The 25,813-nt window shown below is 53.9% G+C and carries 23 protein-coding genes; 7 read left to right on the forward strand and 16 right to left on the reverse strand.

Annotation, left to right across the window (positions count from 1 at the left end; all coding sequences use genetic code 11):
• Positions 1-21 precede the first annotated feature (21 nt).
• Both FD19_RS04130 and FD19_RS04135 read right to left on the reverse strand, forming a co-directional pair.
• Complete coding sequence (locus FD19_RS04130) at positions 22-867, reverse strand: oxidoreductase (protein WP_054750030.1); 846 nt, start codon at positions 865-867, stop codon at positions 22-24.
• A gap of 232 nt (positions 868-1,099) precedes the next feature.
• Positions 1,100-1,426, reverse strand: coding sequence for a tautomerase family protein (locus FD19_RS04135; RefSeq protein WP_082619497.1), 327 nt, complete (start codon positions 1,424-1,426; stop codon positions 1,100-1,102).
• Positions 1,427-1,618: 192 nt separating this feature from the next.
• Between FD19_RS04135 and FD19_RS04140 the strand changes: the two genes are divergently transcribed.
• A complete protein-coding gene (locus FD19_RS04140) occupies positions 1,619-2,356 on the forward strand; it encodes a LysR family transcriptional regulator (protein ID WP_056969190.1) in 738 nt (245 codons plus the stop codon).
• Between the two features lie 82 nt (positions 2,357-2,438).
• Here FD19_RS04140 and FD19_RS04145 read toward each other — a convergent pair whose 3' ends face one another.
• Both FD19_RS04145 and FD19_RS04150 read right to left on the reverse strand, forming a co-directional pair.
• Positions 2,439-3,410: an alcohol dehydrogenase catalytic domain-containing protein gene (locus FD19_RS04145; protein ID WP_054750026.1), complete on the reverse strand. Its 972-nt coding sequence runs from the start codon at positions 3,408-3,410 to the stop codon at positions 2,439-2,441.
• A gap of 288 nt (positions 3,411-3,698) precedes the next feature.
• Positions 3,699-6,236: a M1 family metallopeptidase gene (locus FD19_RS04150; RefSeq protein WP_054750024.1), complete on the reverse strand. Its 2,538-nt coding sequence runs from the start codon at positions 6,234-6,236 to the stop codon at positions 3,699-3,701.
• Between the two features lie 345 nt (positions 6,237-6,581).
• On the opposite strand from FD19_RS04150, the gene FD19_RS04155 reads away from it, so the two are divergent.
• Positions 6,582-7,169 carry a TVP38/TMEM64 family protein gene (locus FD19_RS04155; protein ID WP_056969191.1) on the forward strand — a complete coding sequence of 196 codons (588 nt, stop codon included), beginning with the start codon at positions 6,582-6,584 and terminating at the stop codon, positions 7,167-7,169.
• Positions 7,170-7,213: 44 nt separating this feature from the next.
• On the opposite strand, the gene FD19_RS04160 is transcribed toward FD19_RS04155, so the two are convergent.
• The 3 genes from FD19_RS04160 to FD19_RS04170 form a co-directional block, all read right to left on the reverse strand.
• Positions 7,214-8,434, reverse strand: coding sequence for an MFS transporter (locus FD19_RS04160; RefSeq protein WP_225353468.1), 1,221 nt, complete (start codon positions 8,432-8,434; stop codon positions 7,214-7,216).
• A gap of 173 nt (positions 8,435-8,607) precedes the next feature.
• On the reverse strand, positions 8,608-9,222 hold the full coding sequence (locus FD19_RS04165) for a DapH/DapD/GlmU-related protein (RefSeq protein WP_056969192.1): 615 nt from the start codon (positions 9,220-9,222) through the stop codon (positions 8,608-8,610).
• Positions 9,223-9,290: 68 nt separating this feature from the next.
• Positions 9,291-10,031 (reverse strand): hypothetical protein, encoded by a 741-nt coding sequence (locus FD19_RS04170; RefSeq protein WP_054750020.1) that lies wholly within the window; start codon positions 10,029-10,031, stop codon positions 9,291-9,293.
• 120 nt (positions 10,032-10,151) lie between these two features.
• Between FD19_RS04170 and FD19_RS04175 the strand changes: the two genes are divergently transcribed.
• A complete protein-coding gene (locus tag FD19_RS04175) occupies positions 10,152-11,084 on the forward strand; it encodes a magnesium transporter CorA family protein (RefSeq protein ID WP_054750018.1) in 933 nt (310 codons plus the stop codon).
• A gap of 50 nt (positions 11,085-11,134) precedes the next feature.
• Here FD19_RS04175 and FD19_RS04180 read toward each other — a convergent pair whose 3' ends face one another.
• The 4 genes from FD19_RS04180 to FD19_RS04195 form a co-directional block, all read right to left on the reverse strand.
• The gene (locus FD19_RS04180; RefSeq protein WP_056969193.1) at positions 11,135-12,082 is read right to left on the reverse strand and encodes a phosphoglycerate dehydrogenase; all 948 of its coding nucleotides are present in this window, start codon (positions 12,080-12,082) and stop codon (positions 11,135-11,137) included.
• Between the two features lie 20 nt (positions 12,083-12,102).
• Positions 12,103-13,413, reverse strand: a complete 1,311-nt coding sequence (locus tag FD19_RS04185) for a cation:dicarboxylate symporter family transporter (protein ID WP_056969194.1) — start codon at positions 13,411-13,413, stop codon at positions 12,103-12,105.
• 327 nt (positions 13,414-13,740) lie between these two features.
• On the reverse strand, positions 13,741-14,289 hold the full coding sequence (locus tag FD19_RS04190) for a DUF3278 domain-containing protein (RefSeq protein ID WP_054750012.1): 549 nt from the start codon (positions 14,287-14,289) through the stop codon (positions 13,741-13,743).
• Positions 14,270-14,479 carry a helix-turn-helix transcriptional regulator gene (locus tag FD19_RS04195; RefSeq protein WP_054750011.1) on the reverse strand — a complete coding sequence of 70 codons (210 nt, stop codon included), beginning with the start codon at positions 14,477-14,479 and terminating at the stop codon, positions 14,270-14,272. The genes FD19_RS04190 and FD19_RS04195 overlap by 20 nt, the downstream gene beginning before the upstream one ends.
• A 159-nt stretch (positions 14,480-14,638) precedes the next feature.
• Here FD19_RS04195 and FD19_RS04200 point away from each other — a divergent pair, with 159 nt between their 5' ends.
• Together FD19_RS04200 and FD19_RS04205 are read left to right on the forward strand one after the other, a co-directional pair.
• The gene (locus tag FD19_RS04200) at positions 14,639-15,067 is read left to right on the forward strand and encodes a MarR family winged helix-turn-helix transcriptional regulator (RefSeq protein WP_054750009.1); all 429 of its coding nucleotides are present in this window, start codon (positions 14,639-14,641) and stop codon (positions 15,065-15,067) included.
• Positions 15,068-15,145: 78 nt separating this feature from the next.
• The gene (locus FD19_RS04205; RefSeq protein ID WP_056969195.1) at positions 15,146-16,474 is read left to right on the forward strand and encodes a dihydrolipoyl dehydrogenase family protein; all 1,329 of its coding nucleotides are present in this window, start codon (positions 15,146-15,148) and stop codon (positions 16,472-16,474) included.
• 103 nt (positions 16,475-16,577) lie between these two features.
• Here FD19_RS04205 and FD19_RS04210 read toward each other — a convergent pair whose 3' ends face one another.
• The 4 genes from FD19_RS04210 to FD19_RS04225 form a co-directional block, all read right to left on the reverse strand.
• Positions 16,578-17,228: a hypothetical protein gene (locus FD19_RS04210; RefSeq protein ID WP_054749998.1), complete on the reverse strand. Its 651-nt coding sequence runs from the start codon at positions 17,226-17,228 to the stop codon at positions 16,578-16,580.
• 48 nt (positions 17,229-17,276) lie between these two features.
• Entirely contained in the window at positions 17,277-19,211 is a 1,935-nt protein-coding gene (locus tag FD19_RS04215; protein ID WP_056969196.1) for a BspA family leucine-rich repeat surface protein, read from the reverse strand.
• A 91-nt stretch (positions 19,212-19,302) separates the two neighbouring features.
• Positions 19,303-20,943, reverse strand: a complete 1,641-nt coding sequence (locus FD19_RS04220) for a SpaH/EbpB family LPXTG-anchored major pilin (protein WP_056969197.1) — start codon at positions 20,941-20,943, stop codon at positions 19,303-19,305.
• 250 nt (positions 20,944-21,193) lie between these two features.
• Positions 21,194-22,843, reverse strand: coding sequence for a SpaH/EbpB family LPXTG-anchored major pilin (locus tag FD19_RS04225; protein ID WP_056969198.1), 1,650 nt, complete (start codon positions 22,841-22,843; stop codon positions 21,194-21,196).
• A 179-nt stretch (positions 22,844-23,022) separates the two neighbouring features.
• On the opposite strand from FD19_RS04225, the gene FD19_RS04230 reads away from it, so the two are divergent.
• Positions 23,023-23,853 (forward strand): class C sortase, encoded by an 831-nt coding sequence (locus FD19_RS04230; protein ID WP_054749981.1) that lies wholly within the window; start codon positions 23,023-23,025, stop codon positions 23,851-23,853.
• 2 nt (positions 23,854-23,855) lie between these two features.
• Complete coding sequence (locus tag FD19_RS04235; RefSeq protein WP_054749979.1) at positions 23,856-24,656, forward strand: class A sortase; 801 nt, start codon at positions 23,856-23,858, stop codon at positions 24,654-24,656.
• Between the two features lie 97 nt (positions 24,657-24,753).
• Here FD19_RS04235 and FD19_RS04240 read toward each other — a convergent pair whose 3' ends face one another.
• Entirely contained in the window at positions 24,754-25,665 is a 912-nt protein-coding gene (locus FD19_RS04240; protein WP_156321862.1) for a helix-turn-helix domain-containing protein, read from the reverse strand.
• Positions 25,666-25,813 lie beyond the last annotated feature (148 nt).

A 25,813-nucleotide genomic window follows, 5' to 3' on the forward strand; every position in this document is an offset into this window, starting at 1 on the left:
AGGGCCATTAACGCGAACCGACTACTTTTCTGGCTGGTCAGCGGAGGCCGACAGGTCGTGCAGGCGCTTGAAATCAGCCAGGGTCTGCTCGTACTTGTTGATGGCCGTGTCACTAGCAATTTTGCCTAGGGGCAGGCGTAGTGGCAAGCTGTCCCGGTGGTTAGTCACCTGGTCGTAGATAATCTGTGCAGCTTTGTCAGGGTCACCAGGCTCGTGGTGCGCACCCTCTTCGTTACCTTCAATGAAATCGGCAAACTGCTTGTAGTCATCAATCTTGGGCATTGCTTTGTTGGATGAACGACCAGCCCAGTCGGTCCGGAAGCCACTTGGCTCGATCAACATCAGCTTAATGTTCAGGTCAGCAACTTCCTTAGCCAACGACTCCGTCATCCCCTCAACGGCATACTTGGTACCGTGGTAGAAGGACAAAGTAGGGAAGGAGAACAAGCCACCAATGGAAGAGAAGTTGACGATGGTACCTTCATGCTGCTGCCGCATCGTTGGCAAAGCGGCACGGGTCATGTCAACCAAGCCCCAAACGTTCACATCAAACATGTACTTGACCTGGTCACGGTCGCTTTCCTCAAACGTACCAAAGTAGCCCAAGCCGGCGTTGTTAATGAGTACGTCCAACGCACCAAACTTATCGACGGTGGCTTTGACTGCGGCGGCAATTTCGTCGCGGTCAGTTACGTCGAGGCGTTGCTTCAGAATCTGACCGTGATCAAATTCATCCAGGTAGGATAACTGTTCTGGGTGCCGTGCTGTGGCCACCACGTTGACATCTGGCTGTTTAGCCAAGAACGTCGCCAAGGAACGACCAAAACCGGTGGAAGTACCGGTAATTAACCATGTTTTTGCTGTCATATTATTACTCCTTTGTCATGTGTCCTAATCAACAAAACTGACTCTACGACTTAAACACGAGTTTAAGTCAACACTTATTTTAAAAAAGTGACATTTTTCTGGAGATAACTAACATTACCGCTAGTTATTACCCATATTGCGACCACAATCAAAGCGACCCCCACCAGATTATGCATCCAGTGCGAGCCGCTAAACCGATCAATAATAATATGACGCGCTGTGTTCGTGCCGACTACCCCTGCACGTACCGATCCTCCTGGGTCCGACCGCCGTAACCCCAATCAGCCGAATCCACCGTATGCACCACTACGTAGCTAGTCTCGGCAACATCGCCAAAGATGTCTTGCATGTGTGCAAAGGATTGGCGGATGAAGGCGGCCTCCTGGTCACGTGTGTTCGTCCCCGCGGTCACCTTAATTTCGACATAAAACCCCGTTTGGTGCGCCGCGGCCATTGATTGTCCACCCACAAACCACGTGTGCGGATCCCGAAACTGCACGTCAGCCACGGCGGCAGCGGCGTTCTTACCCAGCGTGTTCACTGCCAATTGTGTGACCATAGCGGCGACCTGATCTGTGGGGTGATCCTATTGGTTAGTAGCAATACGTACCCGAATATATGGCATATTAATTCCTCCTCAAATCATTCTGCTTAACTTACCTTTAGTTTGAGTGTACGTGGTTTCAAGCGCTGTGCATATTACCAAAATGTGTTAGGGTTATCGTAATTAGTGATAGGGGGTACGCAAACCATGCAACTTAATGACCTCGAGATTTTCCGCCAACTCTATGAATTGCACTCCATTAACGCTACGGCCCGCGCACTCGGCTTTGCCCAATCAAACATCACTGCGCGGCTGCAAAGCCTGGAGCGTGAATTTAACGTGCAGCTCTTTCACCGTAGTCACCAGGGCATTACCCCCACCAAGGCTGGCACCGAGTTTTACGCGTACGCCACCGCAGCGCTCAAGGCGACCGCGCGGCTGCGGGCCCACCTGCATCCGGACAATGCCCGTCCCCAGGCCATCATTTCCACATTGCTCTTCAATTACCTCACTAGCTACCGCCACGTACTTAGCCTGCAGGATTATCAGTACCAGTTGCTCAGTTCAACGGCTATCCATACGCTGACCAATACCAGGGTAGCCACCGTGATCACCTACGCCCAATTTCAGCAACCGGATTACCAACCCGGCCCGTTGCACTACCTACCCGCGATGTTCTTACGGGCACCATCCGCGACCCCGAGCCTACCACTGCTCATCAATAGCGACCAGCAGTGTCCTTTTCGCGCCCGCTCGTTGCACTTTGCCGCACACCACCCGGTAACCACTCAGGCCATTGATTCATGGGCCGCCATCATTAACCTGGTGCGGGCTGGTCAGGGGGTAGCCTTGTTGCCTGCATACCTCACCCAAGACGATACGTTGACGCGCATCCCCGGTACTCCCGGCTACCGGGTGCCTTACCGCACCTACACCCGCCAATAAAAAAATCCGGTTGGCACCGTATGTACCAACCGGATTTTTTTATGTGCGTTAACCTTGTGCCACTTTAATAAACATTAGTTGATTATGCAAAGGTAGCCACTACTTTGCCCACAACCTTATCCGCAGCAATCATTTGTAGTCCAGTCACAATGTCGGCCGCCGGCACTACGCGTTCCACCTGGGGGTCCACCTGACCCGTTGCAATCAGCGCTAACAAGGCTTGGGCCATCCGTCCTAAGTCAGCGACCTGCCGGGGATCACCACTACGATGGGCGCCACCAAGATTGAGGTCACTGATGGCGAGGGCCTTGGCCCCCGGGGCCGTATCCGGCGTATCCAGAACACACACCAACTGGCCGTTATACGCCAAGCGGGACAAATCAGCAGCAGGCTGCCCAATCGTGTTGATGATCAGGTCCACCCCGAGACCATGTGTCCAGTCGGCCAAGCGTTGATCCACGTCTTCCGTACGGTAGTCAATCATCAAATCCGGGTGCAACCGGCCCACGAAGTCCTGTTTGTGGGCGGACACGGTCGTTGCGACCTGCTTACCAGCGGCACGCGCCAACTGAATCGCCATACTACCAACGCCGCCGGCACCCGCATGCACTAACACCGTGTCCACCGCAGTCAAGTTGGCTTTCCGGTACAACGCCTGGTAGGCCGTCAACCCGGCACAAAGACTACCAGCCGCCGTGACCCAACTGACATTGGTCGGAATCACCGCAAGCGCGGCCGCGGGCATGATCGCACACTCCGCAAAGGTGCCATCCTGAGCCAAGTCACCATGTCCGGCCACACGGTCGCCGACCCGTACGCGGGTCACGTTGGCCCCGACCGCCGCCACGGTGCCAGCAATATCGACCCCCACGGTGTGCGGAAACCGCCAAGCGGGGTTACCCGCTTGCACTACTTTATAATCGACCGGGTTTAACCCCACCGCCGCAGTACGTACCAATACCTGCTCTGGGCCTGGTTGCGGCACCGGCCGGTCGGTCCACGTTAACGCTTCAATTGTCCGTTGGTCTGACGCTGTTACTACTAATGCTCGCATTATGCCTCATACCTCCCTGGCCGGATCGATCTGCAGAGCGTGCCCACGTCAAACAGCGACTCGACCAAGCCGTCATTCAAAGTCACCCGTGCGCATTGTATGCCCGCCAACCAAAGTTAACTTATTTTAGCACGCATCCACAGGGATGGGGGTAACGCCAAGCGCCACGACCGCTGGGGCTGACCGCATAGTAAATACCGACAAGATTCCTGGGCAACCATAAAAATGCCCACCAATTAGTTAAGTGATTGGCGGGCGTTGTCCCTGAACTAGGCACCGATATTAAACTTACTTGTTCGTAGCCGTGGCTACTGCCGCATTAACGGCTGCCTGCTCATCGGTTACGAGCGCCACACGACTAGCGATCACCTTTGTATCCATGGTGATTTCACGCGTCAGGGCCGTGTCGCTGATCTTAGGTTCAAAGAAGGCCTTGAACTCGGCCAAGCGGGCCGGCGTCTTGAAGATGCCCGCGATGACAGTAATATACGTTGGGAACTCCATATCGCCGCCGACGGTCTCTTCCAGCCAGGACCACTCGTTGCGCAACCAGTCCCAAGCCGCTTGCTGGCCAGCGTCATTCGCTAGTAAACCGCGGAACCAAGACCGCAAATCCTGCGGCTTGATGATGTTAGCATCCTCAAACATGTCCACTAACCGCTTGATCAGTACCGAATCAGTGGTCGTCGTCAATGCCTGGGCAATGTCAGCCCGGTAAATAGCATCCGCGGTGGCGCGGGAAGCGGCCACCAACTGGTCGAAGAGCGCCGCGCTACCAAAGTGCTTCACTTCGTTAGTCAGCACAAACACACGCGTTGCGGCCGGCAAGGCCCCAGGATTGTCCGCGTACTGCTGGAACAAGCTGTGGGCCGCCGCAATGCTATCTGGGTTCTCCGCGTACAACGCGGCACTCAGGACGTACGGCCGGGTCAACTCATCGTCGTTAGACTCGCCAGCTCGCGGCGTCCAGCCCAGACGTGCGACCTGATCAGCACTCAGCTGGTCGTAGAAACGCTTGAGTTGCTGTTCAGCTGCCGACTCTGGCGCCACAAACTTCTTCAGGTTGCTTGCAACTAGGTAGAGGGCGTCATTAACTACCGATGCTTGGCTGGCTGCAAACCGCGGCAGTAACGGCACTACGTCGGCATATGAAATCTGCCGACCCTCAGCCAACAGCCGCTGATCCTGCAACAACTGCAACTGACTAATTGGATCGAGCTGGTCCGCTTCCCGAAGAATGTCCTGCAGCAGCGTGTCGTCGTAACGTACGATGAAGTGGGAGTTATTGCCCACGTTCAGGCGGAACGGCTGACCGTTAGCCTGCCGTAACTGGGCGTAATCGCCCAACGTAATGGTGGCATCCTTCATGATGGTTGGTGCCGCGTCGTAGTTGGCGTTCAACGGAATCTGCCATAGCCGGCCGGCATCCTGACCGGCACCGATAAAGAACTGCTGCTGACTCAGGGTCAGCTGGCCGTTTTCGACGCTCGCCGTCACGACCGGGTACCCCGGCTGGTTCAACCATGAGTGCATGATAGCCCCAACGTCGAGCCCGGAGGCAGCCCCTAGCGCAGCCCACAAGTCGTCCCCAGCCGCGTTACCGTAGTGGTGCGCTGCAAAGTAGGCCTTCAAGCCGGCGCGCATGGCGTCGTCCCCCAACAAGGCACGTACCATCACGAGCATCCGCGCCCCTTTGGCGTACACAATCGCACTATCAAAGAGGGCATCGATTTCCGCCGGGTTCTCTACTTCGACGTGCACGGACTGCACGCCATCAGTTGCGTCACGCTGCAGTGCCAATGGGGCTTCGGAAGTCTGGAACAACTCCCACACGTGCCACTCCGGTTCCAGCGCGTCGACAGCCACGTACTCCATCATGTTGGCAAAACTTTCATTCAGCCAGAGGTCATCCCACCACTTCATGGTGACCAGGTCGCCGAACCACTGGTGGGCTAACTCGTGGGCAATGACGGTCGCCACATGCTGCTTGGTACTCAGCGAAGTATTATCCGGATCTACGGTCAGGTAAGCTTCCCGGTAGGTCACCAGCCCCCAGTTTTCCATTGCGCCGGCCGAGAAGTCGGGTAGCGCTAACTGGTAGGAGTGTGGCAACGGGTATGGCGTCTGATAAAAGTCTTCATAGAATTCAATGGACCGCTTGGCGATGTCCAGGGCAAAATCGAGCTCCTTGGCGGCGTGGGCCTTGGTGGCAAAGACGCCGATTTCAACGCCACTCTTGGTATGCGTCAGCTTACTTTGCAGTTCGCCAAACGCAAAGGCAATCAGGTACGTGGACATCCGCTTGGTCGTGTCAAAGTAGTGCACGCCATTTTCGGTGTGCGTTTCGGGCATATTACTAATGATGGTCTCACCCGGGTGCTCGTCGAACTTGATCGCCAGGTTAAATGTAGCCTTGGCTTCCGGTTCGTCCACACACGGGAACGCCTGACGGGCGGCAGTGGTCTCAAACTGCGTGCCAATGATTTGCTTCTTCACCCCATCAACTTCGTAATACGACGGGTAGATGCCCATCATGGAATCAGTCAGTGGTGCGGCATAGTCGATGGTCAAAGTGGTTGCCCCGGCAGCGGGCAGCTCAATACGGATGGCCTCCGCGTCCTCGTCCAGCGTAAATGGTACCTTAGCACCGTTACTCTTGACGGCACTGATGGTCATGCCCTTTTGGTGGATCGCAATGGCTTGCGCCGTTGCGTTTCCTTTGATGACGGACTGGCCAGTGATTTGCTTGGTGGCGCGGTTCACGTCAATGTAGAGGTCGTAATGCTCAGGTTGAAATAGCGTGTAAAAATGTGTTAATGCCGGCATGTTTCTCTCCTCCGTTTAATGTTGTTCAGAATATCCTCATTATACGCCACCTTGCGCGCAATGACAGCTGGGCGACGTTGGCAATATGGGGTTGATAAGTACTTTACCCTAACCGGGCCGGTTTGTGTGTGCAGGGCGGACCCCGTCGCCCCGGATGCCAGTACCAACTAGCGGCAACGCAACAGTTACAACTTTGGACCCACGACAGGGACGACAGATTTTGCCAAAATGAAGGTGGAATAGCGGTGGAAGCCTACTTTTTTGTTAAAACTGGGTCGAGACCGTGTCGAAACCCCATCGGCAACCGATAATAGTCCTATCAAACCACGAAGGAGGTCAGAACGCATGGAGAGTTCCACCAAAGTTCAACGCGTCAGTCAACTGTGCGGCCTGGCCGTCATCATTACACTGGCTATCATTTGCTACCGCTTTGGCATCCTCTCATCGGTCGAACGCATCCAGGCGTTGGTGCACACCGCTGGTATTTGGGGACCCATCCTCTTTATCGGGCTCCAAATTATCCAGGTCACCTTTCCCATCATCCCTGGTGGTATGACGACCGTCGCTGCCGTCAGTATCTTTGGCCCGTTCTGGGGCTTTGTCTATAACTACGTTGGCGTGGGCCTGGGCTCAGTCATAGCGTTCCTCATCGTGCGTCAGGTGGGTCAGCCGTTTATCCACGCCGTCATCCCCCCGAAGTTTGTCCACAAGTACGAACACTACCTGGACAACCAGCCGCGGTTCGACCGTCTCTTTGCCATCGCCATCCTGCTCCCTGTTGCACCCGACGACTTTCTCTGCATGCTCGCAGGGTTGACCAAAATGTCCCTGCGTAAGTTCGTGTGGATTATCGTACTGTGCAAGCCGTGGACGATTCTCGCCTACAGCATGGGGATGAATAAATTGATCATGCTGATGATTCAACACTTTTAGCCATATAAAAAGCGCCCACGTTGCCGTGAGCGTTTTATTTTGCCCTAATAAGTGGCCGGCATCCCCGCGGATCTACCCACCAAGCCAATTGACGCTAGTCCACACAGAATCATTACCGCGGCCATGCCCCAGTTGTCCAGCAACCCCGAGACGCTGACGAGTAGTCCCGCGATTACTGACGCCAACGGGTTGACCGCCATCATCGCGCCGGAATACACCCCGATGCGCGCGGGATTCATCATGTCAGCCCGCAGCGTTTGGCTGGATGGTACCACAAACATTTCCCCCAACGTCAGAATCACGGCGCTTAAAATGAGGGGCCAGAACCGGTCGCCAACAAAAGCCGACGCAAAGCCGAGGGCACTCAACGTCACCCCCAACGTATACGTGCGGGCGAGCCGCCACCCGCGACTGATGCGGGTAAACACGCCCATCAGCACCACAATCATTACGGTGTTCGTGATGGTGACCATTGATAGCATCCGTTGTCCGTAGAGGTGCAACCCCATGATGGTAGTCGGGTGAAAGTCTGCCCCGAGGTGCACCGCCAAGTAGTAATCCGGCTGGCTCGAGATGATGCACGCAAAGACCCAGCCAATCAAGAATAGGAGGTACCGTTGGTCGGTCATGACTTCCCGGTACGCGTGCACCAGCGACCGTAGGGAATTGGATACCGCCGCCGTGGCGTGCTCAATTTCCCGCATCCCCAGGCTCACGATGCCCAGGTTTACGATCGACACCACAATCATGCCGGTGAGTAATTCAAAGAGGTAGTCGCGAAAGAACCAGCCGCCCAGCGCCGACCCAATCATGACACTGATATTGACGATCCAGTAGCTAAGTGAGTATACGTACTGCCGGTTAGCCGGCGTCGACGCGTCAATAATCATCGCCTGTTCGGCGGGATTGGCCCCTGATGAACCGACCCCGGCAACGAGAAAACCAATAAAGGTCACCTGTGGGTCATGAATCCACGGACTATTCATGGCCGCAGCCACGGCGTACCCAACCGCAATCAGCAGGCCGCCACCGATCATGACCGGCTTGCGGCCATACACATCAGCTAAGTGGCCACCGTACAGCCCCGCCAGAAAGCTCGCTACCGAGACCGCAATCAGCAGGCCCCCAGTCACCAGCGTACCAAAGTAATGTGAGTAATAAATAGTCATGTTGGGTAAGACGGAACTATTCAAAATGGCGACCAGAAACATGGTCAGCATACGCAGCTTGAGGTTGCGATCCAACTGCAAGAATTCTTTCATCATACCCTCCCGTAATTCTAATCCCAGGCCAGTATACACGAAATCATGTACCGGGTGGAACCTGGCTGCGACGATTGATCCCGGTTGGCGTCCGCATCATTGCCACCAACGGTACTCCAAGTCTCAAAAGGGAGTTGCCATCTAACCCATCGGTCAGTTGACAACTCCCTTAATTTTTATCCCTGATAATACTCGTCCGCTTGTCGCTGCCAGTACTGGCGGTCGGCGTCGGTGATCTTGCGTAACACCCTAGCAGGAGTACCGACGACCACCACGTCGTCCGGCACGTCTTTGGTCACCACGGCGCCCGCGCCAACGACCACGTTATTACCGATCGTCACGCCGGGCAACACCGTCACGTTACCCCCCAACCAGGTATTATCGCCAATCACGATGGGTTGAGCAAATTCCAAGAGGCTCGTCCGCACACCCGCATCGATGGGGTGCCCCGCCGTCAACAAGTTAACCCGCGGCCCAATTTTTACGTTGTCGCCGATGATGATCCAGTTGGTATCCAGAAAGATGGCGTTGACGTTGCAATAAAAGTTTTTGCCCACCTTGATGTGCCGGCCGTAATCGACCTCAAACGGTGGCTGGACAAACACGTTATCGTGTTCACCCTGAAAAATTCGCCGCTCCAAGGCAATAATTTCCTGTACGTGGTCGGCTGGCAACTGATTGATTCGCTGCACCAAGCGCTTGCCGGGCCACTCGCGGTTAAACGACTTGATTTTATCCGTCACGTACAACTTGCCCGCCAACATGCGGTCATATTCCTTGTCAGTACTCATTTTGTGCTCCTCAGTAAACTATGTTGCCTTTTATTATACCGTAGTCGCACGTCATTGCAGTACCATAGCTATTCTTGTACGTATTCAGCCTTAACATCAAACTGATCTTCAGTAACGTTACCCGCAAAGTTGGGTGTCGCTAAGGAAAGCGTACCGTGTACATTGTAAAACAGGTAAAAGCGCTCACCAACGTAGCGCGCCCCATCATCCGCTGGCCCGTTGTCAGTAGCAATGGCTGTCACAACGTTAACCTGCGTATTGGCCTTCACGGTGCGAATTTCCTCATCATTACCGTGACCGCTAAACAACCTAAACTCCGTCGTGGGACCTTGTTGTATTTCAGCCCCTACTTTGGTAACCATGGGCGGATCTGGCGAATCTTGTGGGTACACAATGGTCAGAATATGGTTGTAGCTTGCCCCCTGTGCGGCGTTAATAGTGATGGAAGCCGGCTCGTCAACCCCATAACCGCGGTAGGTCGTATCTTCAAAATCGCCAACCCCAACGGCATACTGGTAAGTATCTTGGCTTGATGTGGCATCAGTTGCACGTCCAACACGCGGCTGAGTACTACTGGCCGCCGCATCGGCATTACCACTACTAGTTGTCTTGCCCGCACCGTCAGACATGCGCGACGACTTAACGGTCACCCGTGTTTGCGACGCCACATTGCGTCCCCGTTGCTGCGCCAGCATCGGGCCCAGAATAACTACCAATGCCACTACCACGACAACTACCACAGCCGCTGTTACCCACAACCAACCAAGCCGACGCCGCTGATGCCGGCTCCGACGCGTATCATTACCCATCTTTTCGTCCTCCTCTTCTCGGGTAATAATAACATACTAACTAAGCCAAAATGAAAATAATTGTAAGCGGTTGCTTTACATACGGTTGCCCCCGTACACTGGAATTAGGAGGTGAACCACATGAGACAACCACGCCCACTAGGAACAGCGCCTGCCGCCGTAGAACGACCGGCGCGCTGGCTACACATCGACGACTTGAACCGCACCCAAGCAAACGCGTTGGCACAGCGATACGATGTCCCCACGACCTGGCTAGTCGACGTGACCAACAGTCACGCTGACCCCCGAGTGGAGGATCTAGCTAACAAGGAAGATGGCCAAGCGCTGATCCTCATCCGTGCTCCGTACCAAACAACCACTGCCAACGGCATTACCGCTTACGAGACCATGCCGGTGGCCTTCATCCTGCACGACGACTTACTAATCACTGCCTGTGCCGCCCCGCTGCCCATCCTGACTGAATGGGAGCGGCTCGCCGAAGTGCACGGTACCGTCACCACCTTTGCCGCGGCCGCCATCCACGCCGTCTGTGATGCATTCACCGCGACGGCCGATACCGTTGATGACACTACCCGCAAAATGGAAAAACGGGTGACTAGTTCATCCCACAACGACCTGCTGCTCGAAATTATGGCGATGGAAAAGAGTTTGGTTTACCTGAGCGCCGCACTCGGCCACATGCAGTCGGTCATGGCGGAGTTACGCAAAGTTGACTACCTGTTCACGACCGATAGTACTGCTGGTGAGCTCCTTTACCGGGCTAACATCGAGTTGAACGAGGGGTTGACCCTGGTTGAGAGCACCGAACAAATTTTGGAGCAGTACAACGCGGCCATCTCGGCCATCGTGGGCAACAACTTGAACCTCATCATGAAGATGCTGACCAGTGTCTCCATCTTGCTGGCAATTCCACCCATCATCAGTGGTATTTGGGGCCAAAACACCTGGATTCCTTGGCAACACGGTGCCAGCGGCTTCTGGATCGTATTCGCTATTTCAGCCGCATTAACCGGCATGGTGGCGTGGTGGCTCAAGCGGCGCAAATACTTTTAACGACCAATACAAACAGGGCGGCCCGTCAATGGGGCCGCCCTGCTGTGCGTTTACTTAAATTGCGGTTCGTTAACGGGAAAGTCTGGTCGCTGTCCTGACAGCACCTGGTCGATCATCCGCGCCGCCGTCATCGCCATAGTGCGGTTAGCTTCCTCCGTGTTGGCGCCAATGTGTGGCGTCACCAACACGTTCGGTAGATGCCACAGCGGGTTGTCCGCCGGTAGGGGCTCTTCAGCAAAGACGTCCAGTGCCGCGCCACCAATTGTGCCGTTCTGCAAAGCGGCAATCAGCGCCGGTTCATCCACGATACTACCGCGGGCCAGGTTGATTAACCCCGCATGTTCAGGCATCAGCCCAAACTCGTGGGCGCTAACGCTATGAATGGTGTCCGGTACCGCCGCCAGGTGCAGGCTCACGTAATCCGACCGCCGGAACAGCTCGTCCCAGGTCACAAAGCTACCATAGGGCGTGGGCCGCGGGTGCCGATCATAGATCAATACGCGCGCCCCCAATCCCGTCAGTAATTGCGCCAGTAACTGGCCGATGTGCCCAAAGCCGACAATACCGACCGTCGCACTGCCAACTTCATGTCCCAGCAACCCGTACGCGGCCGCCCAGCCGCTTTGCTGCATGCATGCCTGCGTCTGCGGGATGTTCCGGGCTAACAACAGAATGTCCATCAACGCGGCCTCAGCCACCGCCCGGGCGTTGGCCCCCGGTGTGTTGGTGACCCACACACCACGACTGGCAGCGTAGGCAACGTCAATATTATCGTAGCCGACCCCGCGCCGCGCTAACACTTTCAGATTGGGCATCTGGTCGTACAAATCGTTGGTCAGGCGCTTGCTGATCATCATCACCGCGGCCGCATCGGGCGCCAACCGCAGAATGTCCTCCTGCGACGGGTTAGCCACCGTCAGCACCTGGTACCCGTGATGCGCTAAATAGTGATCCGTTAATTTATCCGCGACGGTTGGCACAATTACCTTTGCTTGCATCCATTCCACCTACCCATTACTTATTCGGCCGCACCGGACTGAACGGCCCGGTTGTGACCACGTACCTGCTCAAGGTACCGCTGCGCTTGGTCAGCGTCAAACTCACCTTCCGATTTGGCCACCACTACGGACGCCAGGGAGTTGCCAAAGACGTTGACGGCGGTGCGGCCCATATCAACAATCCGGTCGATACCGGCGATAAACGCCAGCCCCGAGGTTGGCACGCCAATGCTGGACATGGTCGCCAGCAAGACCACAAAGACGGCGCCGCTGACCCCCGCAGTACCTTTGGACGTCAGCATTAAAATCAATACCAACGATAACTGCTGCATCAGCGTCAGGTTAATGTTGTAGGCCTGCGCCAGGAACAACGCGGCCAACGACTCATAAACCGCCGCTCCATCGAGATTGAAGGAGTAACCCGTGGGGATGACGAACGAGACAATGCTGCGGCTAACACCATAATTTTCCATTTTGTCCATTAATCGTGGTAACACGGTTTCGGAACTAGACGTGGAAAACGCTAGGATCACTTCGTCCTTGATCACGCTGAAGATGTGGGCGAGACGTAAGCCAAACAACCGTGCAGTCAGCCCCATGACCACCACAATCAGGAGGGCAAAGGCCACGTAGGTTAACAAGATGAAGTATCCCAGGGGTTTCAACGCGGACAGGCCCATCTGCGCAATGGTGGCACCAATCAGGGCGCACACCCCAATGGGCGCCGTCTTCATGACCCAGTTGGTGACTTTGAACATCACCTGGGAAACGGCATCCAGAAAATCAATAATGATTTGTCCCTTACTGCCGAGCGACGCCGTACCGAGCCCAAATAGCACGCAGAAGAAAATGATGGGCATCATGTTACCGGCGCTGAGCGAGGCAAAGATGTTGGTGGGGATGATGCTCTTGACCAACGTCCAGAGGCTGCCATCCTTAGCTACCGTTTTGGCGCTGGCTACGTACTGGCTAATGTTGGTCGCCGTCAGTGACTTGATGTTGACCAGGGTTCCCGGATGGAACACGTTGGCAATGACGAGCCCGAGGATGATGGCGATGGTGGTGATGATTTCAAAGTAGACCAGGGTCTTCACGCCAACGCGACCCAGTTTGCGGACATCCCCCATGCTGGCGATACCCACGGTCAGGCAGGAGATCACGATGGGCAAAACAATCATTTGGATCAGGTCGATAAACATGGTCCCCACGTTGTTCATGGCGGTAATTGCCGTTTTATTTTGGTAGAAAACGGTTCCCAAGATGAGGCCCAGAATCAGGCCAATGAGGATTTGCCAACTGGTAGAAATATGGAGCCGTCTATGTGTATGCATCGCCAACACCCCGCTTAATAGAATGATTTCATTATAATGGTATTAGTTAGTGAATGGTGGACTTTTTTGTGAAATTGCGCAGCGCGTAGCCCTTCAGGGCGTACGCGCTGCCACTCGGAGGCTGCGCGTCAGCTCAGCCGAGAGACTGAAGCCCAATACCACTAGGCCTTCAGATCCAGCGACATGACAGGGCAGTACTAACCCCTCCAGGGCGTGCGCGCTGCCACTCGGAGGCTGCACGTCAGCTCAACCGCGAGACTGAAGCCAATACCAATTAATCAAGTCCAACAAAAAAGTGGCTGTACCTACCACAACCACTTTGCCACCTCAATCATCATCCTTGACCGTACGGATGCGCCAGCGCTCATAAGCATACATTACAATACCCAGTATGATGACAAACCTCAAGGCTGGATGTAATTCGCGCCAGCTGAACATCAACCGCCAGAAACTACCATGGTCGTAGTCCATCGCCGTGTTCAGCAACCACTCCGCAATGAAAATAATGGGCAGTAGGTAGGCATACCGCCGTCGGAGCTTCCGCACGGCCTGCTTCTGCTGCGCGGGACTGACTTCTTGCCAAAAGATATCAGTGCGCTCCAACGGTAATAGCACCACCGCCACTACCACCACGAATAGACCCACCATCTGCGTTATTAATGCAACGTAAAACAGGTGTTCAAAGTTAACTTGCTCAGCTTTGACCGCATACAAGCTCAACGCAAAGCTACTGAGTAAGTCAAAGAGAAATATTGACACTAAGCCCCAAACTGCAGTGCGACCAACCGCGGCCCGAATGTGCTCGTCCACCACACCCGGGATACCAAAGAACCACTTGATCAGCCGGTCGTTCCAACTAACTTTGGTCTGCTTCATCTTGCTGCCTCCAAAATAAGGTGTTCAAATCCGTCCCCAACACCCACGCTAACCGCAAACAAAGGTCTAGCGAGGGGTTATACTTACCGTTCTCAATCAAGTTAACCGTCTGCCGGGCAACCCCAATTTCGTTAGCGAGTGCTAACTGCGATAAGTGCCGTGCACGACGATATTCACGTACATGATTCATTCTGCCACCTCGCGCTTAACTGTCATATATATCTGACACCAATAAGATACTACCTGTACTTGCTTATGTCAATTATATGTGACATTATCCGCCATTTGCCTTATTGGCGGGTAAGCCCTATACTAATCTCAATCGTGCACGACTGATACGGAGGAAATCATGTCTACTCATGTTCATTTAGCGGACCAACTGTGCTTCAGCGTCTACAACGTTAACCGACTCTTTAACAAGTTCTACCAGGAGGCGCTGAGCCCATACGGCCTCACCTATCCGCAATACTTACTGCTCACGGCGTTGTGGGAACACGACCACCAGGAGCTACGGGAACTGGGCGTAACTTTGCACCTCAGCTCCAACACGCTGACGCCCCTCGTTCGTCGGTTGGCCCAAAGTGGTTGGGTCAACCGCACCCATCCGGCTACAGATAAGCGGCGGTTGATCGTCAGCCTCACCGACCAGGCCCGTGCTAACGAGGACCCGATTCACCAAACGTTAGCGGACTGCTTGGGTCACTACGCCCTGACACTGGATGATTACCGCGAGGCGCTCGCACTGAACGAAAAATTGATTGCCGCCCTGAACAACTAGGGCGGTTGCTTTCCACCGTATCAGTCGTGCACGATTAATAATTATTAGGAGGAAACAACTTTGGATTATGACGTAATAATGATTGGCTCGGGTCACGCAACCTGGCACGCCGCAGTGGCACTACTACAGGCGGGTAAACACGTGGCCATTGTCGAACGCGACCTCGTTGGCGGTACCTGCACCAATTATGGCTGTGACGCCAAGATTGCCCTAGATGGCGCCTTTCAGCTCACCGAGCAACTTCACCGCTTTGCTGGCAGCGGTGTGACCGGTACAACTACCATCGACTGGCCGGCCCTCATGACCTACAAGCACCAGGTCATCGACCCGCTCGCCCCGACCATGACACAACTATTTACCCAAATGGGTATCACCATGATCACCGGTGACGCCACCCTCGTCGACGCACATACGGTCAAAGTCGGTGGGGACACCTACACTGCCGACAACTTCGTCCTGGGAACGGGTCAGCGTCCCGCCACGCTAGATATTCCGGGTAAAGAATACATTCACGACAGTCGGGCCTTCCTGGACTTGCCAGACATGCCACAGCGCATCACCTTTATTGGTGCTGGCATCATCGCCATGGAATTCGCCGCCATGGCCGCCACCATGGGCCGGGACGTCCACATCGTTGAATTTAGTGACCACGCCCTGAACGGATTTAACCCGGACTACGTGGCCAAACTGCAAGCTAAGCTGACCCAGCAGGGCGTGCAGTTCCATTTTGGTGAAGCCGTCACCAGCATTGCCCACAGCCAGCAGGGCTTGACGGTCACCACCAAGAGTGGCCTGACCATTGAGACCGACTACGTGCTGGGTGCAACCGGACGCGTGGCTAACGTAGAGAACCTCGGTCTGGAACAGTTGGGCATTGAGGCTTCGCGCCGCGGCATTACCGTTAACGACCACCTGCAGACGGCTGTACCGAACATCTACGCCAGTGGCGACGTCATCAATAAAGTACAACCAAAGTTGACCCCAACGGCCACCTTTGAATCCAACTACATTGCCGGTACTATTTTGGGTAACTCCACCCCGATTGCCTACCCGGCCATCCCTAGCGTGGTCTTCACCATGCCCCGGATCGCACAAGTCGGCGTCACACCGAGCGCTGCTGCGCAGGATACGGACAACTATCGCACCCAGGTCATTCCGTTCGGCCAACAACTCGCCTTTGAGTACAAGCACGCGCTGGACGCCGAAATGACACTGGTGTTCGACCATGAGGGCTACCTAGCCGGCGCCAGCGTGTACGCTGACGATGCCGAGGAGCTGATCAACCTGCTGACACTGATTATCAACGGGCACTACACCAGCACCCAGCTTCAACAACAGATTTTTGCCTTTCCGAGTGCGAACAGCGGCATTATCGACCTGTTAAGCACGCAGTTGCCGCGCGCATAAAGTCCTCCATGACACACCACCATGCCGAAACAAGGTGGTGCATGTGTCCACACAAAAGAGCCCCTACCTTTGCCCAAGCAAGGATAGGGGCTTTCGCTTATCATCAATCGTTGACTGTACGCATCCTGTGCCAAACTGCACGTACCAGCAATGGCATGCCCATAAGGACCAGCATCATTACTAACACTAGTAAGCCTGGCGTTCGGTATTGCCCACCCGTTTGCAGGATGTGCGCTCCTTTGTGAAGATGACCACCGTTCCCAACGGGCTCAAAGGTGTTCGGCAGCCGGTGCTCACTGGGAGTAGTGGGCACCATTAAGCCTGACTTGGGAGTGTAGGTGTACATGAGGTGCGTCGTGTTAAACACTAGCGCTACCGGGCCTGCCGGTGTAACCACTCCCGGTCCACTTAGTTCCTGGACTAAATAAGTGGCATTCAGGGCCAACCCGTCAACTTGAGCCATACCCTCCGCATCCGTGGTCACCACTATACTAAAAGCTTGTCTACCAGCCAAAGCGCGATAAGTCCGTGGCTGTTGCGCGTTAATGGGAACACTACTGCGTGCGACGATGCGGGTCACCTGGTAACGGGCACCGCCCAACGGCACCGTCTGTTGGGACACACCCTCGCCACTAGCGGCCACGCGCTTGTTGATATTTAACGTACCTGTATCTGTGGCTGCACTCACCACCTGACCGTGCGTCCAGCACACAATCCCCAGAAATGCAATGAGCACCAACACTAGTTTCTTCAAAGGGGTCCCTCCTTTCTCATTGAAAAATCAACAATTGCCACGCAGTAGCTAAGCACGCCGCCGCGCCAGCATGCCGGTCGTGCCCAACACGACTGCTAACGCTCCGGCTACCACAGTCAAAAACGTACCGTGCCCGCCAGCGTGGGGATATTGCTTAATCAAGTTGCTGTCGTTTTGCTTGTCCACCACCAACGTGACGGTGACATCATCACCATTAATTGTCGCGGTGCGCGTATCCGTGACAGCTTCGTAGCCACCCGGCAAATCACCTAGTTTAACGGTATAGTCACCATCAGTCGCATTAATGGGCACCGTGACCGTTCCGTCGGCCCCGGTCGTGCCACGCATGACTTCCTTGCCATTACTATCCTGCACAATGATCGGCACACCGGCTAGCTGAATTGGGTTGCCCTGGTTATCCTCCAGTTTTGCAATCACGTCGTAAGCAAAGCGGAACGTATCGGTGCGGGCGCTTGCGTCAGTTGGTGGCTGGTACGTTTCTTTGACGGTTCCCGCACCGCTAACGTACTGCTTGTCATGTTGCTCACCACGCCAAGTGCCGTATTCCGTTGCGGAGAGCTGGAACGTAGGCAAGACTACTTTGCCAGTCCATCCTGAACCAAACTTGATCGATTTTAATTGCGATTGTGCTGCGCTATTAGTGTAGGTATAGGTCGGAAACACCTTGTCACCGGCTGACCACGCACCCTTCACGCGCCAACTCGATAAATCCAGGGTGGTTAAGGCATAATCCTGGTAAAAAATCTGGGTAATGTTGGCATTCCCGTTCGTACTTAATTGCCATTTAGCTACTGGCAAGTTCTTAATACTAGTCATACCTTGAAACATACTTGTCAGGTTCGTAATGTTAGTCAATGTCCAGTTGGCAATCCCAGGCAAATCCGTCAGTTTAGCATCGTCCTGGAACATGTTGCCAGTATTCGTCACCGCGGTTGGTTGCCAGCCCGTGATGTCCAGACTAGTCAGGTTTGTCATACCTTGAAACATGCTGGGCATCAGGGTTGCTTGAGCCACATTCCACTTGCTTAGATCCAGTGACTGGACGGCTGTATCGTTATGAAACATACCACTAAAATCTGTGACCTGCCCGACATTCCAATTGAGCCGGCCATTAAACTTGAGCTGGGAGTCATTTTCAAACATATAGGACATGTTGGTCGCCAGTTGTGTCGGCCAATTTTGAATTGACGCCAAATTAGTGAGCTGGTACATATTCGCAAACATGTAGTGGAAGTCTTGCCCCTTTGCGGTGTTCCAACCACTCAAGTCCGGAAGAGCTGCCAATGCGTTATCATCATAGAAAGCGGAATTAAAGTTGGTGACGTTCGCGACGTTCCACTTGTCAATGCCGGGTACGCTTAACAGGTTCTTTTGCCCGGCAAAAACATGATCCATCGTCGTCACGTGGCTAACATCCCAACTGCCTAAACCTTCAATATCCGTCAACTTGGCATTGGTGTTAGTGCTCCCAACAACACTATTACTTTGGTAGGAAAAGAAGTATGCCAATGAGGTTAACTGCGAAGTATCCACGTTGTCTAACCCCGTAATTTTGGTGAGGTTAGCAAACTTCTGAACGAACCCTGCGGAATTGTCGTTAAAATAGTTTTTACCCTCAATGCTGACGGCAGTCACACTTTTTAGGTCAGCTAAACTGATGTTGCCATTCAACGGAGTGCCTGAAGCGTCCAGTGCCGACGCGGCGTTGGCTGCTGACATGTGTAAGGTGTTGTTACTATCAATATAAATCTTGGCGTACTCCTGACCGTTGCCACCTTGTAGGAGCCACTGCCCCTTCTTGGTTGCTGCGTTATAGGCACTGTTATTGAACGTCGACGCCGCGTGCACATCCTGGGTATTATTACCTGCCCACAGGCCTAAACTAACAAGCCAGGCCAGCAAAAGGATTACGGCCAGTTGCCACCACCGGCTTGATTGGTGTCTTGTTGCTGCTGGTGCCATCTTTCCGCCCCCTTAGGTTAGCGTGAACCCATTTCTACAAAGAGGCGTGGCGATTCCTCGCTACGCCCGTCGTGTAGTTTTACCATATCAATTAGGCGTTACGCTGACGCCGCTTCATAACGTAGACCCCAGTACCACCGGCAACAATCAGTACGGTCGTGAAGGCGTAGAGGAGAATCCGGCCCTGCGCACCAGTCAGTGGCAAGTTTGGCAGCATGTTGTCGTGGTCAACAACAGTAGCATCGTTCTTTTCATCCTGCGTCGCGGTAACTTCGTGAACCTGCTGGTCAACGTCATAACCTACAGGTGCGTCTGTTTCAACTAGGTAATACTTCTGAGTGTGATTCCCATCCTTGCTAACCTGCAAGCCTGTAAATTCAGCTTTACCTTGGTCATCGGTCGTCACCTTTAGCGGGTCACCGTTGGCATCCGTAACGGGGTTAGTCCCGGCTTTGGCGTCGGCTTCACTGTTGTACAGTTCAAAGGTGGCGTTTGCCAACGGCTTGTTGTCCTCATCAGTCTTAGTCAGGTCAACATTACCAAAGTAGACCGTTGGCACTGGCGTGTTATCTGTGCCTGGCTCGCCAGGGGTAGTTGTCTGGTGCTGTTCTTGACCTGGTGTAATAGTTCCCTTGTAGTAGGTATCAAAGTGGTTTTCAATCTTGGCATCGGAATTAGCCTTGACAGTCGTCTCCAGTTTGGCGGTCAACTTGCTACCCTTTGGTGCGGCGGCCAGCTTTTTGATCCCATCATCAGTCAATTCAACCGTGACGGTGGTACTACCGTCGGCTTTGGCCGTGGTGACCTTGTAATCCGTGTCGGCTGTTAAAGCGGTGTCCGTCATGCCACCATTGGAGTTAGGCGAGCTAATGACCACTTTGGAAACATCCTTGTAGGTCATCAGGTCGTCATCCAACTTATCGGTCATCTTCAACTCACTGGCATACGTTTTGTACGTCGTGGTATCCGTAGTGGTTGTACTCCCATCCGCGTTCGTGACGGTGCTGCTGGTATTACCAGCCGTTTCCACCCCGGAACCGTGGATATCGGATGGCCGGTCAATCGACAAGTCCCAGGATACAGCGGCGCCGCTCTTGACGCTGTCTTCAGTGGTGCCGTCGTCAAAGGTCTTCGTTGGGTTCAAGTTCATGCTGTCAGTGTCGACTTCGTTCTTAGGATAGATGTTCACATCGTACTGCAATGACTTGTCCCCAGTCGTAGCGTCTACGTGGGTCATTGGTACATGCACGATGAATGGTGCGGCTGCCGTCTTGACGGCGTCGCTCGGAAGTTCAGTAACCAGGTAGTAACCATCCGCAGACGTCCCCACACCCAGATCAATGTTCGCGGTACCATCCCCATCAGTCGTAGCCGTCTGTTTAGTAAAGCTGCTATCCACGGTGTAAGTCGATGCATCGCTGGCATCAAAGGTCTTGCCGGCCACCTTGGTGACTTTCTGAACCGTAAAGCTGATCCCTGCCAGCGGTTTGGCATCGGCTGGGACATCATCGGCGCTGGGTTCCTTACCATCCGTGTTCTTGGCTGGCTGACCGGTGTACTTGTGCAACGTGATACTACGTGTAGATGTGTCATCGGCAACCACCGCGTTTTTCGTGGTCGCTGCGGTCACAGTTGCAAAGTGACTTTCAATCACTGGGGCGCTCGCTGCACCCAACGCGCCGAGGGCTAACCCGCAAACTCCGACAATGTGGACAATTTTCGACTTATTCATAATTTTCTTCCTCCAACAAAGTAACCTGAATTTCGCTAGGCGACACCCCCATGACGTCTAACATTATGGGTTCATAGTAGCACCCAACATTTACCTGGTGTGGAAAGTGGCCGGTTCTGTCCTGGCCACTTCTGACCCCTTATTTTTAATTAGAGCGGCAACTAGCAGTACCTATTTATGACAGGCAAATTTGCGCCCAAATATCGCGCTAAAAACAGCCACACAGGCGTGTGGCTGTTCCGTTGACACACTATTTAGTTGGGGCAGCGTGGCGCCGTTTCATGAAGATTACGCCGAGACCACCAGTGCCAATAAGCAAGGCCGCCACCTCATAGAGAAGTAGCCGCCCGTCCCGCCCCGTTAGTGGAAGGTTGGGTAGAACGTTATCGTGATCCTTAACGGTTGCGTCTACTGTGGTATCACGTTTGGCGGTTACCTCGAAGACCTGTCCGTTGAGGTCGTAGCCCACCGGAGCATCCGTTTCTACCACCCAGTAGGTTTGTTGCTGAGTAGTCGGGTCAACTTTAAGTCCGGTAAATTCAGCAATACCTTGTGCATTTGATACCGCCGTCAGGTCGTGATCCGGTACGGACGGATCCGCACTCGGCCCGGTTTGCACCGGATTCTTACCAGCCTCAGCGTCAGTTTTACTGTTATATAATTTGAAGGTGGCGTGTGCCACATTATTTCCGTTCTCATTCGTCTTATGAATATCGACGTTTCCGGTATAAATAACTGGTGCCCCAGTATCCGCGTTCGTTGGCAGAACCGGCTTGTCCACATCCCTTGCGCCGTCCTTGAGTGGATCCGTGGTACCTGAATGCTCATGAATTATAGTATTGGTTGCCGTCCCCTGGTAGAAGGTATCAAAGGTATTGATGATTTTCCCGGTGACGTCTGGATTAACCGTGGTACCAATTGGTACCGTCAGCTTGGTTCCCGCCGGCTCGGCAGCAAATTTCTGAATGCCTGCTGCCTTCAACTTAAACGTCAATACAGAATACTTACCATCCGTCACCAAACTATTGAGTTGGGCGCCGCTATCGTCGTAATCACTCGTGTCCAAATTGATCTTTGTACCATCAGGTTCCTTGAAGTATGGCGTATTGTAACCTAGATACTTGAGATTGCTAGTCACGAGCGGATCCGAAAACGCAACCTCCTTGGCGTAGGTGATATTACCATTGTCGTCTGTGGCCTTGATATCGGCTGGCCGCGTCACTACCAAGTTCCAAATGGCAAAGCCACCCTGCATGACCGACGTCGCAGTCGTGCCGGTGCCACTAGTATCATTCGTCACAAATTTTTCTGGATTGAGCGCCACCGCGTTGTCGTCCACCTTATTCTTAGGGTACACGTTTACATCGTAGAGTAGGGTCATATCCCCTGTGCTGGCATTCTTAGTAGTCTGTGGCAAGTGCACAATGAACGGAGCAGTAGCCGTTGCCACCAGCTTGCTGGCAACTTCCGTAACCAGGTAATACCCATCTGCGTCTTTGCCCGTCCCGACCGTCAACTGAGCCTTGCCATCGCTACCCGTCGTGGTAGTTTTGGCGGGAAAGCTATTATCAACGGCATAGGTGCTACTATCACTAGCATCGAGTGGCTTGCCCGCCACTTTGTCCACCCGTTCGACCCGAAACTGGATGCCCTGCAGTGGCTTGCTATCCGCGGGTACGTTGCTGGCATCGGCCGTAGTACCAGTCGCCTGTGCTGAGGTAGGCGTCGCACTTTCTGTATACTTGTGTAAAGTAATGGTGCGGTCCGAAGTGTTGTCCTCCGCCGTGGCGGCCACTACGGGTATAGCCGGTTGGTTGGTACCGGCTGTAAGGATTGTGCTCACCAAACCCAAAGCCAAACCGAGCGCCAACAGCCCCCGAACAATCGTTATCTTCTTCATTCTCTAGGGCTCCTCAAGTTACCGAATTTCCTATATGAGGCTAATGTAGCATGTTTAGTGCAGGATAACGCTGGACCGGACAGAAGTGGCCCGGTCAGAAGTGACCACTAATCATGCGTAGTATTGCTGCCAGATGGTATGCTTAACACATCAATACACTAAGAAAGGTAAGAATTGGTATGCAACCACGACGGCGACAGGACCATTGGGCCATCAGCATTTACATTGGGTTGATTATTGTGGGCTTCGCACTGCTTCTGGCACCAACTGTATACTCCCACATGGTGCAGCAACACTACCAACGGCAGGTCACCGTCTACCAGCATCAACAGTCCAACCAGACACGACAAACGCGGACCTTGCGCCAGTATAACCAAGCACTAGCACGACACCAAGCTCCTGTGTTACCGCTGACCCGGGCCCAACAACACCACGTGATTGGCTACGTGTCGGCCCCCCGCATCCACCTCATTAACCAGCCTATCTACTACGGTGATGACGACACCACCCTTAGCCACGGCGTTGGAGTGATGCCAGGTACCAGCCTGCCCATTGGTGGCCGGTCAACCCTGAGCGTAATTTCTGGACACTCTGGCTTCAATAACCAAATCATCTTTGACAATATTCGACACCTACACAATGGCGACCGGTTCTACGTCACCGCACTGGGCCAACCACGCCACGCCTACCGGGTGTACAAACGAATCGTTGTGGACCCCAACAGTCATCACGCACTGGCACCAACGACAATCCAACCGGGTCGAGACATCACGGTACTGCTGACGTGCACTCCCATTTTTATCAACTCGCACCGCTTGTTAATTTTTGGCCGTCGTGTCCCAATCACGGCGCGAACCACTATAAGTACCAACGCCAACAAACATGTAACTGCTAACCTTCCCCATTGGTTCACAATCGTTGTGGCAATAGTGACCCTCTGTGCTGTCATTGCCATTACCTGGTGGGTGGTGCGTAACTGGTCGCACCAAAACAACCAAAGGACGCACTAACTATGAAACACTTTATTCGCTGGTTCTGGAGTCCACTTTTACTCCTCTTGTTGACCGCCGCTGCAGTGTGGCTTGGCGGTCTGATCATTACCCAGGACGTCCCCATAACCGTGCAGCAATGGCAGGCCCAGGCAGCCATTAACGCGCACAAGCAGGCAGGCCACTACACCAAAATCAATGATGTCGACACCGCAACTTTGGCCCACGCACAAGCCCACGCCAGTGCGCTGCAACGGCGATACGGCATGGGCGAACTGCGAATTCCCGCCATTAAAACGGACCTGACCATCTACTCAGTAGTCAACAACGCCACCCTGTCGACCGGGGTTGCCCGCTACTTTCCAGACCGCCGCATGGGTAGTGGCAACAACGTTTACGCGTCCCACAACCTGGTGGGGGCAGATATCCTCTTAAATCGCACTAAGGACTTACATCACGGTGACGAGATTGCGCAAACTGACTTTCAACACGTTTACCATTACCGCGTAGTCTACAACCGGGTCATTCGCGAAACCGAAACGACGGTGTTGAACCAGACCAGCGAGCGCCGTATCACCCTTATCCACTGTGAAGGCCCGCTCAACACCCCGTTTCGCCGCGTGGTGATTGCTCGCTTGAGCAAAGTCACTCGCTACCACGCTCCACGCAAACAAGCGTCACAAACCTTGCTCCGCCGCGGCCAACGGCTAACAGGTGCACTAGCTAATAACCACCTCAACCGACCACTCATCGCCACACTCTTGATTGTGTTTATCATACTCTTGGCCTATGCCTACCACGGATTTTACGCCACCAAGCGGTAATGATCGTCATGACAGTCAAACAGCTCCTGACCAACTGGGTATGTAATTACCCAGTTGGTCAGGAGCTGTTTGCTTGCTCTGAACATGAACGTGTATTTTATTCAGTGGCGCCAGCCCGCAGGCGTTCCACGTTGCGCCACAATTGCTCAATACCATCATGGTCACGCTGAAAAATGTTGTGTGGAATGAACCCACCGACGCTGGCCAGCAAGTCATCCTTCATCTTAACGGCCTGCTGCTGGTCGCCCGTGAGCAACTCCACAATGGCAACACACAACCGTTTATACATTCGGAAATAGTAGTTGCTCCATAACACCACGCGCTGGCGAATCAGGTCACAAACCTCCAAAACATTGTCCACCTTACCCGAATCCACGGCGCTATCGATCAAACCAATGTAGAAACTATCCAGTACAGCGTCAGCTTGGTCATCCAACCGCGTCCAGCCCAACGCCCGTTCATTAAGTTCGTGCCCCTTGAACGTGTCGCGTAGTTCAGCATATGGTACGTAACTGACGACCCGACTCACCACGCGGAAATCAAAGGCCGTCCACTGCTCGTAGTTAGCCAGCTGGTGAAACAGGCGGTTGGCTGCCTGGTGGGCGCCATCATCATCCCCACGCAGCTCGCACAACATGATGTCACAGGTCAAAATCTCGCTTTTCATCCACGGCAGGTATTCCTTCTTCATCGCAGCGGTCAATTCCGCCTTGGTGGCTTCAAGCTGCTTCGTGTCACCCGTTGCCCCCGCGTTGATAATGTGACCGTCAACTTGATCAAACGACCAGGTGTGACCTTCTACTAAGCCATCGACTTCCTCTGGTTCCGCCGTCAGGTAGGACAACAGGTGGATGAACTGGCTCAGCTTCATGTCCACTTGCCCCTGCGCGATTCGTTGCAGGGTCTTTTGCGACCAGCCCAAATCCTGCGCTAAGCGGTGCCGCGGAATGTGCTTAGCTAAGCGTAACTCCTCGATATACCGTCCTACCGCTTCAAAATCAACAGCCATGATTGGCCCCCCAATATTTACCGTTCGCCACGCTACCTGTAAACCATTAATCACCAAGTTGTACAACCAGTGATTTTGTGCACCAGGCTGTCTTCGTAGCCCCCTCTAATACAATTATTATAGCAAATGGTGGTCACTTGTGTCCTTA

This window comes from Lacticaseibacillus thailandensis DSM 22698 = JCM 13996 (genome assembly GCF_001436135.1).
GTDB lineage: Bacteria > Bacillota > Bacilli > Lactobacillales > Lactobacillaceae > Lacticaseibacillus > Lacticaseibacillus thailandensis.

Coding starts and splice junctions, on each gene's coding strand:
- FD19_RS04130 (WP_054750030.1), bottom strand. CDS start 867: ATGACAGCAAAAACATGGTTAATTACCGGTACTTCCACCGGTTTTGGT.
- FD19_RS04190 (WP_054750012.1), bottom strand. CDS start 14,289: ATGAAGCAGACCAAAGTTAGTTGGAACGACCGGCTGATCAAGTGGTTC.
- FD19_RS04235 (WP_054749979.1), top strand. CDS start 23,856: ATGAAACACTTTATTCGCTGGTTCTGGAGTCCACTTTTACTCCTCTTG.
- FD19_RS04165 (WP_056969192.1), bottom strand. CDS start 9,222: ATGAGTACTGACAAGGAATATGACCGCATGTTGGCGGGCAAGTTGTAC.
- FD19_RS04205 (WP_056969195.1), top strand. CDS start 15,146: ATGATTGGCTCGGGTCACGCAACCTGGCACGCCGCAGTGGCACTACTA.
- FD19_RS04175 (WP_054750018.1), top strand. CDS start 10,152: ATGAGACAACCACGCCCACTAGGAACAGCGCCTGCCGCCGTAGAACGA.
- FD19_RS04160 (WP_225353468.1), bottom strand. CDS start 8,434: ATGATGAAAGAATTCTTGCAGTTGGATCGCAACCTCAAGCTGCGTATG.
- FD19_RS04240 (WP_156321862.1), bottom strand. CDS start 25,665: ATGGCTGTTGATTTTGAAGCGGTAGGACGGTATATCGAGGAGTTACGC.
- FD19_RS04200 (WP_054750009.1), top strand. CDS start 14,639: ATGTCTACTCATGTTCATTTAGCGGACCAACTGTGCTTCAGCGTCTAC.
- FD19_RS04185 (WP_056969194.1), bottom strand. CDS start 13,413: ATGCATACACATAGACGGCTCCATATTTCTACCAGTTGGCAAATCCTC.
- FD19_RS04230 (WP_054749981.1), top strand. CDS start 23,023: ATGCAACCACGACGGCGACAGGACCATTGGGCCATCAGCATTTACATT.
- FD19_RS04140 (WP_056969190.1), top strand. CDS start 1,619: ATGCAACTTAATGACCTCGAGATTTTCCGCCAACTCTATGAATTGCAC.
- FD19_RS04180 (WP_056969193.1), bottom strand. CDS start 12,082: ATGCAAGCAAAGGTAATTGTGCCAACCGTCGCGGATAAATTAACGGAT.
- FD19_RS04145 (WP_054750026.1), bottom strand. CDS start 3,410: ATGCGAGCATTAGTAGTAACAGCGTCAGACCAACGGACAATTGAAGCG.
- FD19_RS04220 (WP_056969197.1), bottom strand. CDS start 20,943: ATGAATAAGTCGAAAATTGTCCACATTGTCGGAGTTTGCGGGTTAGCC.
- FD19_RS04135 (WP_082619497.1), bottom strand. CDS start 1,426: ATGGTCACACAATTGGCAGTGAACACGCTGGGTAAGAACGCCGCTGCC.
- FD19_RS04150 (WP_054750024.1), bottom strand. CDS start 6,236: ATGCCGGCATTAACACATTTTTACACGCTATTTCAACCTGAGCATTAC.
- FD19_RS04225 (WP_056969198.1), bottom strand. CDS start 22,843: ATGAAGAAGATAACGATTGTTCGGGGGCTGTTGGCGCTCGGTTTGGCT.
- FD19_RS04215 (WP_056969196.1), bottom strand. CDS start 19,211: ATGGCACCAGCAGCAACAAGACACCAATCAAGCCGGTGGTGGCAACTG.
- FD19_RS04170 (WP_054750020.1), bottom strand. CDS start 10,031: ATGGGTAATGATACGCGTCGGAGCCGGCATCAGCGGCGTCGGCTTGGT.
- FD19_RS04195 (WP_054750011.1), bottom strand. CDS start 14,479: ATGAATCATGTACGTGAATATCGTCGTGCACGGCACTTATCGCAGTTA.
- FD19_RS04155 (WP_056969191.1), top strand. CDS start 6,582: ATGGAGAGTTCCACCAAAGTTCAACGCGTCAGTCAACTGTGCGGCCTG.